An 18,587-nucleotide genomic window follows, 5' to 3' on the forward strand; every position below is an offset into this window, starting at 1 on the left:
TCATGACAACTGAGAAGAAAAAGAAGAATAAAGTAGTACCTGTTATCCTTGGCGTACTGCTTATAATCGGTGCTGTGTTTGGCATCAAAGAGTACATCTATTACAGTAAACATGTAGACACAGACGATGCACAGATTGACGGAGACATCAGTCCGGTAGTAGCCCGCGTTGGCGGTTATGTGCAGGAGATCCGTTTCGAAGAAAACACTGTAGTAAAGGAAGGGCAATTAATGGTAAAGCTGGATGACAGCGACTATAAAGTAAAGCTGGAGCTGGCAAAAGCCGGGCAGCAGGGCGCAACTGCAGGGGTCGATGTTACACAATCGCAGATTGCCGCTACCGCCGCAACGACGAGTACGGCAAAGGCAAACATCGAAGCTGCGCGCGTTAAGCTGAATCTGGCTGAAAAGGATTACCAGCGTTATGCAAACCTGGTGAAAGACGGCTCGGTAACCCAGCAGCAGTTTGATCAGGCCAAAGCGCAGAAAGAAAGTGCACAGGCGGCTTACACGGCAGCGGTAGACCAGTACAATGTTGCCGTTAAACAGGTTGGTGCAACGCGGTCGCAACTTGCGGTAAGTAATACCGGTGTAAACCAGCGTCAGGCAGACGTTGATTTTGCGCAGCTTCAGTTGTCGTACACCAATATCACGGCCCCAACGTCGGGTATTGTAGGTAAAAAAACGATTCAGAAAGGGCAGCTGGTGCAGGCAGGCCAAACCCTGTTTTCCATTGTAAATACAAATTCCGTTTACGTAACTGCCAATTTCAAAGAAACCCAGCTTGAAGAACTCCGTTCAGGTCTCCCTGTAAAGATAGAGGTGGATGCCTATCCTGACCTCGAAGTGACGGGCGAAGTCTACAACTTCTCACCGATTACCGGTGCTAAAGGTTCTCTGCTTCCGCCCGATAACGCTACCGGTAACTTTGTTAAAGTTGTACAACGCGTACCTGTTAAGATCAGGCTTAAAGCATCAAAAGATGTGCTTGCAAAACTTCGTCCCGGTATGAGCGTAAAAGTCTCAGTTTCTGTAAAATCATAAAAAATGGCCGAGAAAGGTTTAAAAAAATGGGTCATCACCTTTACGGTGATCACGGCATCGCTGCTTGAACTGATCGATACAACGATCGTTAACGTTGCGCTGCCACAGATCCAGGGAAACCTGGGTGCTACCCTGGAAGATGTAGCCTGGCTGTCTACCGGTTATGCCGTAGCAAACGTAATTATTCTTCCCATGTCTGGATGGCTGGGTTCCCGTTTCGGACGAAAAAACTACTTCCTCTTTTCTATTATCCTGTTTACGATTGCCTCATTTTTATGCGGTAATGCCACATCGCTCGAAGAGCTGGTTCTCTTTCGTATCATACAGGGTCTCGCCGGCGGCGGACTTATTTCTACCGCACAGGCAATTTTGCTCGAAACCTGGCCACGCGAGGATGTCGGTATTGCAACGGCCTTATTCGGACTAGGCGCGGTAGTTGGCCCTACCGTAGGTCCGACGATCGGTGGCTATATCCTCGAAATCAGTTCATGGCCATGGATCTTTTATGTGAACATCCCGGTGGGTATTTTAGCTGCTTACTGTACCTATGCTTTTGTCAGGGCAACGCCTAAAGAAGGTAAAGGAATGCCGGTAGACTGGTGGGGTATCGTGCTCCTTGCCGTAGCTGTGGGTAGTTTACAAACCGTTTTGGAGAAAGGTGAAAGCGAAGACTGGTTTGCCACGCCATACATTACCGTGTTGTCTGCTCTGTCTGTTATTGGTGTTTTGCTGTTTATCTGGCGTGAGCTGAGTACAGACCACCCTGTGGTAAACTTCAAAATTATGCGGCACCGCAGCTTTTCTGTCGGCATGTTCACCTCTTTCGTTCTTGGCTTTGGTCTTTATGGTTCAGTGTTCGTATTTCCGATATTCTGTCAGAATCTGCTGGGCTTTTCCCCGCTGCAGACAGGGGAGTTGCTGTTTCCTGGCGGCCTCTGTACCATTGCTATGATGCCCTTTATTGGCATTATGCTTAAAAAAGGCGTTCCTGCCCAGTTTATGGCTACGATAGGCATGCTCCTGTTTTTCGTGTTCTGCACCATGTTAAGTAATTCAACCCTGGCATCGGGAACCGGCGACTTTTTTCTGCCGCTTATCATTAGAGGGGTAGGTATGGCATTGCTGTTTGTTCCGCTGACCACGCTGGCTATTCAGGATCTGAAAGGTGCTGAAGTTGGCCAGGGCTCGGGTCTGAACAATATGATGCGTCAGCTGGGTGGGTCATTTGGTATTGCGGCCCTTACCACGCTGATCCATGTGCGTCAGGGATTTCACCGCAGCAATCTGCTGGTAAACATCAATGAAGCGAATCCGGCTTTTACAGAGCGGTTCAATCTGATGATCAGGAGTTTTATGGCTAAAGGTTCGTCATTTCTCGATGCGAAAATGATGGCCCTGAAAGCGATGGAGGGTACCGTTATTAAACAAACCCTGCTGCTAACCTATAACGATGCGTACTGGGTGGCAGGACTGATCATGTTGCTCAGCATTCCGTTGCTCTACCTGCAAAAATTTAAAAAGAACACCAATGTGCCGGTAGACGTGCACTAAGATCTGATCGAACGATGTGTATAAACAAAATAGCCGCTACACGAATGCAGCGGCTATTTTATCCCAAAAAATTAACAATTAATACAAACCTGCTCTTGGAGCTGACTTGTATGTAAACCTAGTGGTTATGACTAACCGAATAGATAGCCTAAGTTACGGTTTTTTCACAAATTGTCAAAATAATTTTGGCGTCTTCAGCCCGGTAATGTCCTGATTTTTTGGTAGTATTACGGCCACAAATACCGAAACCAAAGAATAATTATGCCGAAATTCCGAACCGCGGGACAGCGAGAGTCCACTTTCAATGCGGAGGTGATCTCGAGATATGAGTTGTACAACAGCTTGTTTCTTACCCTCCCCTTCTATCGAGTAAAGGATACTGGAACCCTGTTGCCCCTGTTTTTTAAAAGCTGCGAAGACGGCGTAAAAGAGAAGAAACGGCCTGCAGAGATCATCGAAGGCTTTTTTGAAAAATATACCCCCGGCGCGAGCGCCAAAGACACGCACGACCTGCTCTTCAGATTCATACAATACATTGAGCGTCAGGTAGTTCTGTTTGATGCGGTTGAGGATGCCTCTTTCAATAAATTGCATGCGCCGGATGAGCAGACATCGCTCAAGGCGCTGCTGCAGCGAAGCACAGAACATCCGGCACTCCACGAACGGTTCCAGCAGCTTATCAATGAGTTTTCGCTGCGTCTTGTGCTGACCGCCCACCCTACGCAGTTTTATCCTGGTACCGTTCTGGCTATTATTACAGATCTTACGGAGGCCATCAAAAACAACAACCTCACGCAGATTAACACCTTGCTGCAGCAACTGGGAAAGACTCCGTTTTTCAATAAGAACGAAGTTACACCGGTAGACGAAGCGCTGAGTCTGGCCTGGTACCTGGAGAACGTCTTTTATTTCGCTGCGGCCAATATTCAGACCGAGACCGATACAATATTCAACGAGTTCAATCTCGAAAGCAATAAAATACTTGAACTGGGCTTCTGGCCCGGGGGCGACCGCGATGGTAATCCGAATGTGCATGCCCGGACAACGATCGAGGTCGCACGTATGCTGCGGCAGATCCTGTTCAGATGTTATTACCGCGATTTCCGCAACCTGAAAAGACGTATTACTTTCCGTGGTGTTGAAGATACCATGAATGTTTTGCAGGAGGTTTTGTACAACAATGCCTTCGACAATGCTATTGAGGGCACAGATATCTCTGCGTTCCTGCTCGAGAATCTTAATAAGATCCGCGAAACACTGATCAATGATCATGGCGGACTGTTCCTTGAGCCGGTAAACAGCCTGATTCGTAAGGTTGACTTGTTCGGCTGCTATTTTGCTTCTTTGGATATTCGCCAGGACAGCCGCGTATTGCGTGATGTACACGCCTTTTGCCGCCAGAACAAGCCAATCAACTCGTTATATCCGGCAAATTATGACGAACTGGGCGAGAAAGAAAAAATAGCCCTTATATCATTTAAGGAGGCGCGGATCAATTTTGCTGAGCAGGGTGACGACCTTGTACAGGACGCATTGCAGACCATTGAAGAGATCAGAAGTATTCAGAAGAGCAATGGTACGAATGCCTGCGACCGTTTTATCATCAGTAACTGCCAGCAAGCCAGCGATATTCTTCAGTTGATGGAACTGTTTTTATGGAATGGCTGGAGCCTGAACGACCTCACAATGGACTTTGTTCCGCTGTTTGAGACAGTTAAAGACCTTGAGGTTGCCGCTGAGGTCATGGAAACATTGTATACCCATCCCGTTTACAAGAAACACCTGGCCAGCCGCGGAAACAAGCAGGATATCATGCTGGGATTTTCAGACAGCACCAAAGACGGTGGTTATCTGATGGCAAACTGGTCCATATTTAAAGCAAAAACCACACTGACTGCTGTCTCTGCGAAGCACAACATCCAGCTCGCATTTTTTGACGGTCGTGGCGGCCCGCCTGCGCGTGGTGGCGGTAAAACGCACCGGTTCTATGCGTCTATGGGGCGTGAGATTGCCAATAAAAATATTCAGCTTACCATTCAGGGGCAAACGATCAGTTCTCAGTATGGGTCTGTCGACAGCGCCGAGTTTAATATTGAACAACTTATCAACGCCGGTATATCATCCGGAATCAAAGAAAAACATAACGTCTTACTCGATAAGGAGCACAGTGATGTGGTTTCAAAAATGGCTGCAGAAAGTTATGATGCCTTTGTAGCGCTTCGTCAGCACCCCCAGTTTCTTCCCTACCTGGAAAATTTCTCGCCGTTGAGGCTGCTTTCGAAGATTAACATCAGCAGCCGGCCTGTGAAACGTAACAAAGGCCGCGAACTGAAACTGGAAGACCTCAGGGCCATTAGTTTTGTAAATTCGTGGAGCCAGCTGAAACAAAACATTCCCGGTTTTTACGGGATCGGAACGGCCCTGAAAAACCGCGAAGCAGCAGGCGAGTGGGAAAGTGTTTCAAAAACGTATCAGGAATCCGGATACTTCAAAACGATCATAGACAACTGTATGATGTCTATGAGCAAAGCAGATTTTGGTATCACTGCACACCTGGCTGATGATCCTGAGTTTGGTGTGTTCTGGAAACAACTGTATGACGAGTACGAGCTGTCAAAAAACATGCTGCTGAAACTGTCAGGACTTGAAAGCCTGATGGCCAATTATCCGGTAGATAAAAAATCGATTGCGGTCCGCGAGCGAATTATTCTGCCTTTGGTTTTGATCCAGCACCATGCCCTCGAAAAGCTGCGCAAGGGTGCAGCGGAAGATGAGGCTGCTGTATACGAAAAGCTGGCGGTAAGAACGGTTTATGGAATTGTCAACGCTGGTAGAAACACAGCGTGATTGATCGGGAAATATCGTTTTTTTTTATTTTTTGTTTATTTTTTTAACTTAAAGTTGGTAACTTTACGAAAGTTACCAACTTTGCAGGAGTCGAGTTATGTGCGGGCCAAAGGCGCATTTCAGATGCAAAAGCTGGCGGCCAGGCTTGGTTTACACTCAGACTCTACTCCTAATGACAGACTTCACCTTGCATACGCATAAAAAAAGCCGCAACCTGTTCGGATTGCGGCTTTCTTTATCTTCAGATCTTACTTGCTGAACTTATAGATCGAGGTCGTTTTATAGGTCTCGCCGGGCTTCAGGATCGTACCAGGGAAAGACGGCTGGTTCGGTGAATCCGGAAAATGTTGCGTTTCCATAGCAAAGGCTGTACGGTAATCATCTTTTGATCCGTTTTTCATGACGTTTTTGCTCTGCATGAAGTTTCCGCTATAAAACTGCAGGCCCGGCTCTTCGGTGTGAATTTCCATCACAATTCCGCTCAGGTTTCCCGTTACACGCGCTGCCAGACTCATTTTCTTGTCTTTCTTCAACACGTAGTTGTGGTCATAGCCATCGCCGTTCTTCAACTGCTCGTTGGTTACATTGATGCGTGTGCCGATAGCGGTTTCTTTTCTGAAATCAAATGGCGTCCCTTCAACGCTTTCAATTTTTCCGGTAGGAATCAACCCCGCATCAACCGGCAGATAGGAGTCTGCATTGATAACAACCATATGATCGAGTATGGTGCCGCTGCCTTCGCCGTTCAGGTTAAAGAAGGCATGGTTCGTCAGGTTAACAGGCGTCGCTTTATCAGTCGTAGCTTCGTACTCCATCTTAACGGAGTTATCATCAGTCAGAGTGTAAGTGACCTTTGCCTGGAGATTACCGGGGAAACCTTCTTCACGATCTTTCGACAGGTAGCGCAGAACAAGCGTTTTTTTATCAGGCTGCTCTGCATCCCATACAACATATTGAAATCCTTTTTTTCCGCCATGAAGCGCATTCTCGCCGTTATTGATCGGAACCTGGTAGGTCTTGCCGTCAAGAACAAATTTTCCCTTTGCCAGGCGGTTGCCATACCTGCCAATAGTTGCACCAAAATATGGTTCAGTCGCCTTTTCGTAGTCATCAACTCCCTTCATGCCAATCACAACATCGCGCAGGTTGCCATTCTTGTCAGGGACCCACAGTCCCACCAGCCGACCGCCGTAGTTTGTAAAAACGGCTTTCATACCCTGGCCATTTTCAAGGATGTATAGCGCGGTTTTTTTTCCGTCAATCGTCTTGCTGAACTGTGCAGGCTGAAGGTCAGTGCCGGTGGCGGCAGTGCTGTCTGCAGCCGTGTCTTTCGTGGTTCCGCTCTGGCAGGCTGTGAACGCCAGAAGCAATATGCTGGCCTTGCAGGCCAGTCCGAACCTTTTTTTGATTTGCTCGTATGAGGTTTGGTTCATTGGGGTTTGTGAAATTAAGGTTACCGAATGTAGCAAAATTGTATGAGCATGCAGTATTCTTTCAAAAATCTGTACTTCAAAGGGCTGAATCTGACGCGCTTTGTAACAACTGTTAAATAATGTTATCGAATGTTAAAATTTCAGTTCAGCCATTGCATTTGATCAAACGTTACCGTATCATTGCAAAAACTAATTTTTTAGTTTATACCGAACAAACCGCTTTTATGAGAAAATCTTTTACGCTGCTCTGCCTGCTGCTGTTCTTTGCAGGAGGTTTATATGCGCAATCCTCTTACCAGATTAAAGGAAATGTCATTGACACTGCCGCAAATGCCAGACTGATGAATTCATCTGTCAGCATTCTTAGGGCTAAAGACAGCACGCTTTATAAATTCACACGCACAGCTGCAGATGGAAGTTTTTCGCTTCCTAACCTGCAGCAAGGAAAATACATTCTGTTGGTTACCTATCCCAAATATGCCGACTACGTAGATTTCTTTAACCTCGATTCCGGTCGTAAAGAGATCGACTTTAAAAGAATCAACATGACCCTGAAGGCGAAGCTGCTTGCTGATGTGATTATCAGGGGAGCAAATGCCATTACGATAAAAGGCGATACCACAGAGTTCAATGCAGCAAGCTTTAAAGTAGACGCCAATGCAAAGGTCGAAGACCTGATTCGTCAGTTTCCCGGCATCCAGGTTGATAAAGATGGTAAAATTACGGCGCAGGGCCAGACCGTGAGCAAGGTCCTTGTAGATGGGGAGGAATTTTTTGGCGACGACCCTACTCTTGTAACCAAAAACCTGCGCGCAGATATGGTTGACAAGGTACAGCTGTTCGACAAAACGAGTGATCAGGCTGCTTTTACGGGAGTCGACGATGGCGAGAAAGCTAAAACGTTAAACATCAAACTCAAGGAAGATAAGAAACAGGGCTACTTTGGAAAACTGGACGGCGGCGCCGGAACCGGCGATTTCTACCAGGCTCAGGGCATGTTTAACTATTTCAAAGGCAAGAAGAAATTTTCTGCTTACGGGACGATCGGAAATACCGGACAAACCGGCCTGGGTTGGGAAGACAGCAACAAATATGGTGCAGGTTCAGGAAATATGGAATTCACTGACGATGGCGGTATCATGATCTTTGGCGGCGGCGGCGACGACTTCGAAGGCTGGGATGGCCGCTATAACGGTCAGGGCATCCCGCTCGCCCGAACCGGCGGTCTGCATTTCGACAACAAATGGAATGAGGATAAAGAGACTATAAACGCCAACTACAAACTCGGCTCGCTGAGCGTTCGCGGTAACCGCAATAACATTACCCAGAACAACCTGCCTGACCGTGTACTGAATACTACCAGCGATGAGAACTTTGACAACCGCATCTTTAGACAAAAAGCAGATGCAAAGTATACGCTAAAACTGGATTCAATGTCAAGCCTGACGGTTCAGGCAGACGGTATGGTGAAAAATTCAGATTCAGAAAGCGACAACTTTGCTACCAGCTTCAACGGCAGTACGCTACTGAACAACAACAGCCGGAAGTTAAGCAGCAGCGGAAATGAAAAACAATTCGGCGCTAACCTGCTTTTTACCAAGCGCTTCAAAAAGAAAGGCCGTACCATGTCGGTTAACTTGTCTGAACGTATATCACAAACCGAGAGCAACGGCTTTCTGAATTCATTGAGTAACTTCTATGAAGAAAATGGAGATATAGATAGCGTAGCTACCATCAACCAGAATAAGGTCGGTTTGATCAAATCGAATGTTTTTAATTCGAACCTGACTTATACGGAGCCGATTACAAAATCTGTTTCGCTCGTGCTGAACTATGGCCTGAACCTGAATAACGGAACATCAGACCGGCGGTCTTTTAACCAGGGTGTTGGCGGCGCGTACAATGTGCTGGATAGCGTGTTCAGTAACAACTTTGAACTGAACCAAACCGCAAATCAGGTGGGTGCAAACATCAATTATAATAAGAAAAAGACTATATTAAGTTTCGGAACACGGGTAACGGATGTCAAATTTGAGCAGACAGATCTTTTCACCAACCGTGCTTACAACCGGAATTTTACAAACTGGAATCCGCAGGCCCGTTTCACCTATAAGATGTCTTCGCAAAAATCTTTCAGGCTGAATTACCAGGGTAACAATACACAGCCAAGCATCAACCAGATCCAGCCGATCCGAGAAAATACAGACCCGTTGAACCAGGTTCTCGGCAATCCTGATCTTGAGCCGTCATTTACCAACTCCTTCAGCGGAGGTTACAACTCGTATAAAGTACTGGGAAATGAATACATCAATTTTTACGGCGGTTATTCATTCACTATCGATCCGATCGTACAAAACACCGTAACGAATGATAAAGGTGCTAGTACCTTTCAATCATTTAACCTGCGCGGCGAGAATAACTCAAACTTTTACGGCGGGGGCTATGTGGGCAAAAAGCTGAAAAAACTCGATCTCGATATCGGTTTTAACGCCTATATAAATGGCAATACGTTTTTCAACATGACAAACAATGCACTGAACCGTACAAGAAGTTACAGCTACTCGGGCAATCTTAGCTTCTCACAATACAAGCCGAAAAAATACAATTTCAGGCTTGAGGCGGGTCCGCAATACAACACCAGCCAGTCGTCCCTGCAGCCCGAAATCAATAACAACGGTTGGAGTGCCAACGGAAACGCTTCGTTCCGTGTGTATCTGCCGGGTAAAGTCGAACTTGGTTCTGATGCAAGCTACAACTACAGGGCGCGAACACAATCCTTTAACGAGGACTTTGAAAGGATTCTGATTAATGCGAACCTGACCAAAAAATTCTTCAAACAGGAAAACCTTTCGCTGGTTCTTTCAGGCAATGACCTTTTAAACCAAAACGTAGGCTTTGACCGCCGTGCAAGCAATAACCTGATCATCCAGAACAGTTACACTACCATCCGCAGATACTTCTTATTTTCGGTAATCTGGGACTTTAATAAAATGGGAGGCAAATAATATGAAATACTTAGTAAAATCGATCGCAATCCTGGCCATCACTGTGTTGTCAGTGATGCGTGTACATGCTCAAAACGCACGGTTTGTTAGCGAAGGCAGTATAGAGTTTGAGAAAAAAGTGAACATGTACGCAAAGATTAAAGCCCGGATCAGTAAGGACAATGAAAGTTTTATGCAGCAGGCGTTTGATCAGTACAAACGTACACAACCCCAGTTCAAGACTTTCAAATCAAAACTGAATTTTTCCAAAACACAAAGTCTCTTTACACCGATTGCTGAAGATGATGATGCTAAGGGAAGTATGTTTTTTGGTGAGGACCCAAGTGTAAACATGAAGAACACAATATCGACTGATTTCAACTCAGGGATGAGCTCAGCACTGAAGAAGATCTTCGAAGAACAGTATCTGGTTAAGGATAGCCTACGCAGGATAAACTGGAAAATTACTGATGAAACACGGGAAATTGCGGGCTACGAGTGCCGCCGCGCGAATGCCCTGGTTATGGATTCGATCTATGTCGTTGCTTTTTATTGTGACCAAATTCCCGTTTCAGGCGGCCCCGAGTCATTTACCGGATTACCGGGCATGATTCTCGGCCTGGCGCTGCCTCACGAGAACACAACCTGGTTTGCCACCAAAGTGAACGATGCCGCCGTTACAGAAAAAGACCTGGCGCTCACGCTTCCGAAAAAGGTGAAAACCGTAGATAACAAAGGTCTGAAGGCTGCCTTAGATATGGGAATGAAAGACTGGGGTGAATACGGCAAGCCGATTGTGAAAGCGGCCATGCTTTAGAACACATATCCACTATATAAACGCGATCATGCAGCTCCTCCGGGCTGCATTTTTTTTTCTTTTACAGTCTAAAGGTGGTGCGCACCCGAAACCAATAACCGGTTAAGCGTTTTCCAACAGTTTGTATCCCTTTCCGTGTACGTTGATGATCTCAACCTTAGGGTCTTCACGCAGGTATTTACGCAGTTTGCTCAGGAAAACATCCATGCTGCGGCCATTGAAGTAATTGTCGTCGTGCCAGATGCTCAACAGTGCTTCCTCGCGGGTTAAAACCGCATTTTTTTTCAGGCAAAGCAACCGGAGCAGCTCAGCTTCTTTGGTCGACAGCTTCTGCTGACTACCTTGCCTGTGAATAACCTGCGTTGTATAATCGAACGCGTAGTCGCCGATCTTAAAATGATTCTGTACCTGCGGTTCTTCGGGTGTATCTTTTTTTGCAACACGTTTCAGAAGAGCGTTAATGCGCAACAACAGTTCTTCAATGCGAAATGGTTTGGTAATATAGTCATCGCCCCCAAGGTCATATGCTGCAGATTTGTCCTCCATCATTGCTTTTGCGGTTGCAAAAATGATCGGGATATCCGGATTGATCTTTCTGATCTCTTTCCCTAGTGTAAAACCGTCTTTCTTTGGCATCATGACATCCAGGATGCAGAGATCATAATCCTGCCTGGTAAAGGCTTTTAAGCCCTCATCGCCATCGGTTGCAAGCACCACATCAAACTTTCCTTTTAATTGCAGGTAATCCTGCAGCAACAGCCCCAGATTGGGATCGTCTTCAACCAGTAAGATTTTTTTCATGCTCAGGAATTTTTGTGTGTGTTAAATAAAATCGTAAAAACCGTGCCTTTATCTTTTTCCGACTGCACCCTGATGGTTCCATCCATCTTACGCACAATATCCTGTACGTAATTTAGGCCCAGGCCAAATCCCTTCACATCATGCAGATTGCCTGTTGGCACACGATAGAACTGGTCGAATATGCGCCGCGTTTGTTCTTTCGTCATCCCTATACCCTTATCAGCAATTTCCACAACCAGGTTTTTGCCTGAACGTGTTGTTTTGATGGATATGTCAGGTTCGCCCGCACTGTATTTGTTGGCATTATCTACCAGGTTGTACAGCACGTTAGAAAGATGAAGTTCGTCGCCGGTTACTGTGGCATCGGCGGCATCCAGGTTAAGGCTGACCCTGGCATTTTTTTTCTGCAACTGAAGCTGCATGCTGTCAATAACTGCGGTGATCAGTTCGTTCAGATCAACGGGGCGGCGCTCAAGATTGAGTTCGTTTTTCTCCAGCCTGGCAATACTTAATACACGCTCTATATGGTTGCCAAGCCGTACATTTTCGTCATAAATGATGCCAGCCAAACGGTTAACGCGGCTCCGGTCTTCCTGCACTTCAGAATCGCGCAGCGCCTCGCTGGCTATCATGATCGTAGCAACAGGTGTTTTGAACTCGTGGGTCATGTTATTGATGAAGTCGGTCTTCATCTCAGAAATCTTCTTCTGCCTGAGAATCGTGTACAGCGTATAACTGAAAATAAATACAAGAACAAGCAGCAGACCGGCAGATGATGCCAGCGTAACGCCCATGTTATTCACAATGAGGGAATTCTTTCTCGGGAAACTAACGTACAACCTTCCCGGGTCGCGTGTCATATCGTTGCTGAACACTTTCGTGTAAAATGTATTTGCGGGCAGGAATGAAGCCACCTTATTTGCAGCCTTCATATAAACCACTGAATCTTTTGCTTCCGGCGTTACCATAAAATTATACTCAAGCGGAATGTCGTGGCTGATCAGCTCTGCCTTCAGATAATTATCAATAACCTCAATAGAAGGCAGCCGGTCTGCCAGTGCAAGATCTTTGTGCTGCAGTTCGTTTACAACGTCCTCGACGATATTCTGGTTGTTGTACGCCGTATTTACCGAATCTGAGTTGAACTTAGCCAGCGCTTCTTCGTACTTTTTCTTCGCGTCCGCATCTTCCCTGTCGAACCGTTTCCGCAGGTCATCAGGAATTTTTGGTAAGGAAATAGTCAGCGGCTGCAGCGTTTGCGGATGGTAAACCAGGTACCTGATCGTATCAGGAAGATTTTCTGAGGTATATTGTATGGACTTCCTGTCGGGCGAGCCCAGCGTAGGTATAAAACCGCCGCTCACAATGTTTCCGTCCCGGTCGATATTTCCCACCAGGCCGATTCGCAGCGGCGAACGCCCGCTAGGCTCTGAGGGTGCTGAAAGCAGCCTGTATTCAGTTTCGCTTATAATCGTTGCACGCAGATAACTGCTCTGGATCAGGTTATCATTCTTGACAACTTCTGCTTCAATATCTTTCTGCCGCTGCAGTTTCCTTAGCTGAAGGTTCGCCTTGTAAGTACTCTGAACCTCAGCGAGGTCCATATATAACTTTTTAAGCTCAGACTTTCTTTTTTCGCGTGCCTCATTTCCCTTCCGGTTTACATGAAAATAGACGTTTCTCTTCTGAATCTTATTTGATACAGCATTCAGCGCCTGTTTCACTTCCTGTGCGAAGAGCTGCGATTTGAGCTGATAGGCCTCATTGATGTAATAGAGCTGCATGACAAAAACGCCAAGCAGGGCCCCGGTCATCAGCGCTGTAATCAGCCAAAAGTTTCTTCTCTTCATCGTATTCTGTCAAAAATAACCAAGCAAGGGCAGTAGCGACCGCTTTTTAACAATTTTTAACACATTGAAAAACAAAGAGTTTAGCAACAAAAAATGCCGGGCAATAGCCCGGCACCTCATATTTAATTTGTTTGCTTAAAAAAGTCTTTTAGAAAGGAAGATCGTCATCTTCGCCCGGCGCATTATTTACGTCCATAGGCGGTGCATACTCTGGTGAAGACTGCCCGGCTGCGTTTGGTGCAACGGCATTGATACGCCAAACGACTAGGCTGTTAAAGTACGAAGTTTTACCGCTTTTATCTGTCCATGGACGGCCGCGCAGGTTGAAGTGTACTTCGACCATGTCTCCTGCCTTCAAGGGATCAAGGAGAGCAGTTTTATCCTGCAGCGCCTCAAACCTGATGTACTCAGGATAGCTTGGGTTTTCTGCATATTCCACGATCAGATCGCGTTTTTTGAATGTTTCACTCACCTGCTGCGTTGCACCTACCTCGTGCACTTTTCCTTTGATTTCCATATTAAATGCTACTGTATAATTCGCTAAACGTCAAATCTCCTGATTTTTATTGATAACTTCGCCAAGAATATGGCCCAAGTTTTCCACAATAAAAGTAAGGTGATTATCACCTGTAATAAACGTCTTTCACCCTATCTACAGACCGAGGTTAAGGATCTCGGTTATGAGATTGTACGCAGTTTTACAACCGGTGTCGAGCTCAACATTACCCTTACAGATTGTATCCGCCTGAACCTGAATCTTCGCTGCGCAAGCCAGATTCTTTATTCTTTGCAGCAATTTAAAGCAGCAGGACCCGATGCACTTTATCAGGAAGTTGTTAAGATGGAATGGGAAGAGCTAATCGACTTTGCGGGCTATTTTTCGGTTACATCAAACGTAGACAATCCTCAGATCAACACGCCGCTTTTTGCAAATCTGAAAGTTAAAGATGCCATCGCAGACCGCATTAAGGAAAAGAAAGGCATGCGCCCGAACTCAGGCTCTGATGCGAACAAAGCTGTTGTTCACTTATACTGGAAGAACGATGAGGCAGAGATTTTTATTGATACCTCCGGCGAGACCCTTGCTAAACATGGCTACCGCAAAATACCAGGCAAAGCGCCAATGCTTGAGGCCCTGGCTTCAGGTGTCATTTATGCCAGTAAGTGGGATCGGAAATCACCATTTGTAAACCCCATGTGTGGTTCAGGAACGCTTGCTATAGAAGCCGCGCTTATAGCCACCAACCGCAGCCCCGGTCTGTTTCGCATGAATTACGCCTTTATGCACATTATCGGTTATGATGAACAGGTTTTCTTTGAAGAACGGCGCCGGCTTAAAGACCAGGTTATAAAAGATCCGCATCTAAAGATCGTTGCAACAGACCTATCTGACGATGCCATTGATGTGAGCCGCCGAAATGCCCGTACAGCAGGCGTGGAAACGCTGATCACATTTGAGACCTGCGATTTTGCACGCACGGAAGTACCGCAGGGCGACGGTGGCGTGGTTATTTTTAATCCGGAATATGGGGAGCGACTGGGCGTGCACAGTAAACTGGAAGCTACCTATAAGCGCATGGGCGATTTCATGAAACAGGAGTGTAAGGGTTATTCAGGCTACATTTTTACCGGAAACCCTGATCTGGCCAAACGGATTGGCCTGAAAGCCAGCAGAAAAATTGAGTTCTACAACGGCAAACTGGACTGCCGGCTTTTAGAATATGAGTTATATGAGGGTACGAGAAGAACGACCTTCAAACAGGAAGAAGAATAAAGCCAGGCCGACTATAAGTCGGCCTTATTTGTTTTTTTTCTTGCCGCAGGCTTTTTAGTAGCGCCGCTAAGCGAAAGACTGGGCGGAAACTGTTTTTCCCACATAGCCGTATACAGTCCGTTTTGCATGATGAGCTCTTCGTGACGCCCCTCTTCCATGAGTTTACCCGATTTCAGTACCGCAATTTTATCGGCATTTACAACCGTGCTCAGGCGGTGGGCAATCAAAATGATCGTTTTTCCGCGACTGCGCAGCATGGAAATCACTTCATGAATATGTTCTTCAGAATTCGAATCCAGCGATGACGTTGCCTCATCCAGAATCAGGATTTCGGGTTCCCGGTAAAGTGCCCTTGCAATTGCAAGCCGCTGGCGCTGTCCGCCAGATAAGTTTGCGGCATTTTCGCCGAGGAATGTTTCAAAACCCTGCGGCAGTTTTTCTATAAAATCAATAATCTTCAGCTCACCACAGATCCGTACAACCTTCTTCATGTCAGGCTCCATATCACCAACCGCAATATTTTCGATCACATTGCCCGCAAAGAGATGTACATCCTGGGGTACCACGCCGACGATCCTCCGAAGACTCCGGTTCGTCACGTAGCGAATATCATAGTCGCCAATGAGAATATTTCCTGATTGCAGCGGATAAATGTTCTGCAGCAATGAAAGCAGTGTTGTTTTTCCTGAACCGCTCTCCCCTACCACCGCCGTAATTTTACCTTTTGGCACTTCAAGACTGAAATCTTCGAAAACTGTAACCCGTGTACCGTACCTGAAGTTAACGTTCTTGAACTGTATGTCGCCAAGCATTTCTACGGTAAGATCTGCTTTGTTTTCCGTTGCCTCGCGTTCAAGGTCCATGATCTCAAACAAACGGTCGGCGGCAATGCGCGCATCCTGCATCACCTTGTTCATCCCGATCAGGCTGATGACCGGTCCGGTAAAATAACCTATGATTGCATAAAACGACAGCAGTTCCCCGGGGGTAATCAGGTTGTTCAGCACAAAACTGGCCCCGGCCCATAAGAGAATCACCGAAAAAATGCTTGATATAAATCCACTCGCATTTCCAATCCACAGCGAGTTCGTTCCTGATTTGTACACCGTGCGCAGCAGGCTGATGAAACGCATTTCTGTTTTCAGGTTTGTATGGCTTTCCAACCCAAAACGTTTGATCGTGCTTACAGAGTTGACTGATTCCACCAACTGGCTTTCCAGTTCGGCAGACTTTTCCATCAGCTCGCGCTGTGTGGTCTTGTGTACCCGGTTAGAAAAATAATAAACAACCGCGTACAACGGAACCACGATCAGCATGATCAGCGCCAGCTTCCAGTAAAAAGTAAACATCAGCGCAAAAGAAAAGATCAGCACAAAGATGTTTACTGCAAAGCCGATCAGCACATCATTTATAAATGCCCGGATCTTTACGGCATCATTCATACGGGAAATGATCTCACCCACCCGCATGTTGTCAAAAAATTGCTGCGGCAGCCGGAGCAGGTGTTTATAATAACCTAGAATGAGCCGGGCGTCAATCTGCTGCCCTGTTTTAATGGTTAATATTGTTTTCGAGTGATTGATGAATATCTGGAGAAAGATGATGGCAATCATAATCGTGCCCATCAGGTTCAGAAGGTTTACATTCCCTTCAGGCAACACATTGTCTACGATCTTCTGGAGGAAGATACTGGACGATAAGCCAAGGATCGTATAAAAGACCGCCCCGATCAGTACCTGGAGCAAAACGCTGCGGTGCGGCTTCAGCAAAAACCAGAACCTTTCCCTGATCGATGCTTTTTCATCTCCCTGACGAAAGTCATCGCCCGGCAAAAGCATCAGCAGAACACCTGTCCAACGCTGCCTGAACTCCTCCGGACTGAGTAGCTTTGTTTCGCCATAGGCCGGGTCCATGACCGTTACACCGGCCTCACTGAACTTATAGACGACAACATAATGCGCCATGTTATTTTGAATCACGTGCGCAATCACCGGCAGCGGAATTTCGCCAAGATTCTCATATCCCGCCTTTACACCTTTCGCAGTAAAGCCTAATCGGTTTGAGGCCTCAATGAGACCGAGAATATTAGTTCCTTTTTTATCGGTCGATGCATACTGCCTGATCCGGGCAATCGGCAGGTCCAGGCCATAAAATGCAGATATTGATGCCAGGCAGGCCGCACCGCAGTCTGTTACATCATGCTGGCGGACGTTCGTTGCCTTCGCTTTTTTTCCTGAAGAAAATATATGACGAATGCCGGCGAAAAATTTAGATGGGTTACTCATAAGCCGGCAGTTTGTTCTTTTTTGTCAGCAATTACATTTGGATTCAACCAGTCGTCGGCTTTGTCATACAACAGCTGGAACAGGGTGCGCCGGGTTACGAAAAACCGGGCCTGCAAGGTCATGCCTTTTTTTATCCTGCCTGTATAGCCATTTTTTAGCTGAAGCTGGTTTTTGTCCAGCTGGCAGCGCACTTTAAAATAAGGCTGGGTTTTGTCCATAAAAATGTCGTTCGAGATTGACACGACCTTACCGCCAACCATTCCCCATTGGTTATAATTATAGGCATCAATCTGGAAGCGGGCCCGCGTCCCGACTTTCAGAAGTCCGATGTCTTTCGGCAGCACATACGTTTCGGCAATAAGCCCTGAATCGGGAGAAATTTCCCCCAGCAGTTCATTCACAGATACCACACTCCCGGGTTGAATACCTTTTAATTGCTGCACATTGCCACTAACGGGTGCACGTAGTGTATAAAAATCTTTTTCTTCCTTAAACGTTTCTCCCTGGGTCGTCAGTTGTCTGTTCTGCGAACGAAGGCGGTTAAGGTCGCTCTGCCAGCGGCTTCCCTGCTCCTCGCCAATCAGTCCCAGTTCGTTACGTACATTTTCCATCTGCAAACGAATCTGATCGTACTCAGCAACCGAAACCGCCTGACGCTGCAGAAGAAAACGGTAGCGTTCGTTATTTTTTGCTGCAAGTGCATACCGGGCCCTGGCTTCAGTTATCCGCTGCATAAACAGGCTGTATTGCTGCCCGTAAATACCAGATTCAAGCTTGAGCCGCTTTGACCAGTCATTTCTCTTATAAGCAGAGATCAGTTGCTCAAGGTCTGCAACCTGTTTCTGCAATTCATCCTGTTCAAGCTGCACCAGGCTGTTTTGCTCATCGAGAATTTCCCTTCTGATTGTCAGCAAAACCTGGCCGGCTTTCACATAACTGTTTTCTCTTACAAATAAGGAATCAACGCGCCCCGATACGAGTGGTTTTATTTCATTACGTTCATTAACGGGCCTGAAAAGTCCGGCGCTTTTAACGTTGACGTCAACGCGGATAAAAAACAGGGCCAGCACTGCTGCAAATAATGCAAGCAGCACGGCCCTGTAAATAACGCGGGTGTAAGAATTATGCACATGAAAATGAAATTCAGCGGTATTTTCTATAACCTCACGCGGAAAAATATACTTTTCGTTCTCCATTCCGGT

The 18,587-nt window shown here is 46.5% G+C and carries 12 protein-coding genes; 6 read left to right on the plus strand and 6 right to left on the minus strand.

Annotation, left to right across the window (positions count from 1 at the left end; genetic code table 11):
• The first annotated feature begins 2 nt into the window (after positions 1-2).
• The 3 genes from EJV45_RS15220 (at position 3) to EJV45_RS15230 (ending at position 5,441) form a co-directional block, all read left to right on the plus strand.
• Positions 3-1,043, plus strand: a complete 1,041-nt coding sequence (locus EJV45_RS15220; protein WP_129716891.1) for an HlyD family secretion protein — start codon at positions 3-5, stop codon at positions 1,041-1,043.
• A gap of 3 nt (positions 1,044-1,046) precedes the next feature.
• Entirely contained in the window at positions 1,047-2,594 is a 1,548-nt protein-coding gene (locus EJV45_RS15225; RefSeq protein WP_129716893.1) for a DHA2 family efflux MFS transporter permease subunit, read from the plus strand.
• A gap of 261 nt (positions 2,595-2,855) precedes the next feature.
• Positions 2,856-5,441, plus strand: coding sequence for a phosphoenolpyruvate carboxylase (locus EJV45_RS15230; protein WP_205942399.1), 2,586 nt, complete (start codon positions 2,856-2,858; stop codon positions 5,439-5,441).
• Between the two features lie 248 nt (positions 5,442-5,689).
• Here the strand turns inward: EJV45_RS15230 and EJV45_RS15235 are convergent, their stop codons facing one another.
• Positions 5,690-6,874, minus strand: coding sequence for an aldose epimerase family protein (locus EJV45_RS15235; RefSeq protein WP_129716897.1), 1,185 nt, complete (start codon positions 6,872-6,874; stop codon positions 5,690-5,692).
• 224 nt (positions 6,875-7,098) lie between these two features.
• Between EJV45_RS15235 and EJV45_RS15240 the strand changes: the two genes are divergently transcribed.
• Together EJV45_RS15240 and EJV45_RS15245 are read left to right on the plus strand one after the other, a co-directional pair.
• Complete coding sequence (locus tag EJV45_RS15240; protein ID WP_129716899.1) at positions 7,099-9,879, plus strand: outer membrane beta-barrel family protein; 2,781 nt, start codon at positions 7,099-7,101, stop codon at positions 9,877-9,879.
• A 1-nt stretch (position 9,880) separates the two neighbouring features.
• Positions 9,881-10,675 carry a GLPGLI family protein gene (locus EJV45_RS15245; RefSeq protein ID WP_129716901.1) on the plus strand — a complete coding sequence of 265 codons (795 nt, stop codon included), beginning with the start codon at positions 9,881-9,883 and terminating at the stop codon, positions 10,673-10,675.
• Positions 10,676-10,777: 102 nt separating this feature from the next.
• Here the strand turns inward: EJV45_RS15245 and EJV45_RS15250 are convergent, their stop codons facing one another.
• The 3 genes from EJV45_RS15250 to EJV45_RS15260 form a co-directional block, all read right to left on the minus strand.
• A complete protein-coding gene (locus tag EJV45_RS15250; RefSeq protein WP_129716903.1) occupies positions 10,778-11,476 on the minus strand; it encodes a response regulator transcription factor in 699 nt (232 codons plus the stop codon).
• A gap of 2 nt (positions 11,477-11,478) precedes the next feature.
• Positions 11,479-13,326 carry a sensor histidine kinase KdpD gene (locus EJV45_RS15255; protein WP_129716905.1) on the minus strand — a complete coding sequence of 616 codons (1,848 nt, stop codon included), beginning with the start codon at positions 13,324-13,326 and terminating at the stop codon, positions 11,479-11,481.
• Between the two features lie 148 nt (positions 13,327-13,474).
• Positions 13,475-13,843, minus strand: coding sequence for a DUF3127 domain-containing protein (locus EJV45_RS15260; protein ID WP_129716907.1), 369 nt, complete (start codon positions 13,841-13,843; stop codon positions 13,475-13,477).
• Between the two features lie 69 nt (positions 13,844-13,912).
• Between EJV45_RS15260 and EJV45_RS15265 the strand changes: the two genes are divergently transcribed.
• On the plus strand, positions 13,913-15,100 hold the full coding sequence (locus tag EJV45_RS15265; protein WP_129716909.1) for a class I SAM-dependent RNA methyltransferase: 1,188 nt from the start codon (positions 13,913-13,915) through the stop codon (positions 15,098-15,100).
• An 11-nt stretch (positions 15,101-15,111) separates the two neighbouring features.
• Here the strand turns inward: EJV45_RS15265 and EJV45_RS15270 are convergent, their stop codons facing one another.
• Together EJV45_RS15270 and EJV45_RS15275 are read right to left on the minus strand one after the other, a co-directional pair.
• Positions 15,112-17,385, minus strand: coding sequence for a peptidase domain-containing ABC transporter (locus EJV45_RS15270; protein ID WP_129716911.1), 2,274 nt, complete (start codon positions 17,383-17,385; stop codon positions 15,112-15,114).
• Positions 17,382-18,581 carry an HlyD family secretion protein gene (locus tag EJV45_RS15275; protein ID WP_129716913.1) on the minus strand — a complete coding sequence of 400 codons (1,200 nt, stop codon included), beginning with the start codon at positions 18,579-18,581 and terminating at the stop codon, positions 17,382-17,384. The genes EJV45_RS15270 and EJV45_RS15275 overlap by 4 nt, the downstream gene beginning before the upstream one ends.
• Between the last annotated feature and the right edge of the window lie 6 nt (positions 18,582-18,587).

It is taken from the genome of Pedobacter sp. SYP-B3415 (genome assembly GCF_004138205.1).
GTDB lineage: Bacteria > Bacteroidota > Bacteroidia > Sphingobacteriales > Sphingobacteriaceae > Pedobacter.

Excerpts from the sequence above, each read along its gene's own strand:
- EJV45_RS15220 (WP_129716891.1), top strand. The coding sequence starts at position 3 with ATGACAACTGAGAAGAAAAAGAAGAATAAAGTAGTACCTGTTATCCTT.
- EJV45_RS15225 (WP_129716893.1), top strand. The coding sequence starts at position 1,047 with ATGGCCGAGAAAGGTTTAAAAAAATGGGTCATCACCTTTACGGTGATC.
- EJV45_RS15230 (WP_205942399.1), top strand. The coding sequence starts at position 2,856 with ATGCCGAAATTCCGAACCGCGGGACAGCGAGAGTCCACTTTCAATGCG.
- EJV45_RS15235 (WP_129716897.1), bottom strand. The coding sequence starts at position 6,874 with ATGAACCAAACCTCATACGAGCAAATCAAAAAAAGGTTCGGACTGGCC.
- EJV45_RS15240 (WP_129716899.1), top strand. The coding sequence starts at position 7,099 with ATGAGAAAATCTTTTACGCTGCTCTGCCTGCTGCTGTTCTTTGCAGGA.
- EJV45_RS15245 (WP_129716901.1), top strand. The coding sequence starts at position 9,881 with ATGAAATACTTAGTAAAATCGATCGCAATCCTGGCCATCACTGTGTTG.
- EJV45_RS15250 (WP_129716903.1), bottom strand. The coding sequence starts at position 11,476 with ATGAAAAAAATCTTACTGGTTGAAGACGATCCCAATCTGGGGCTGTTG.
- EJV45_RS15255 (WP_129716905.1), bottom strand. The coding sequence starts at position 13,326 with ATGAAGAGAAGAAACTTTTGGCTGATTACAGCGCTGATGACCGGGGCC.
- EJV45_RS15260 (WP_129716907.1), bottom strand. The coding sequence starts at position 13,843 with ATGGAAATCAAAGGAAAAGTGCACGAGGTAGGTGCAACGCAGCAGGTG.
- EJV45_RS15265 (WP_129716909.1), top strand. The coding sequence starts at position 13,913 with ATGGCCCAAGTTTTCCACAATAAAAGTAAGGTGATTATCACCTGTAAT.
- EJV45_RS15270 (WP_129716911.1), bottom strand. The coding sequence starts at position 17,385 with ATGAGTAACCCATCTAAATTTTTCGCCGGCATTCGTCATATATTTTCT.
- EJV45_RS15275 (WP_129716913.1), bottom strand. The coding sequence starts at position 18,581 with ATGGAGAACGAAAAGTATATTTTTCCGCGTGAGGTTATAGAAAATACC.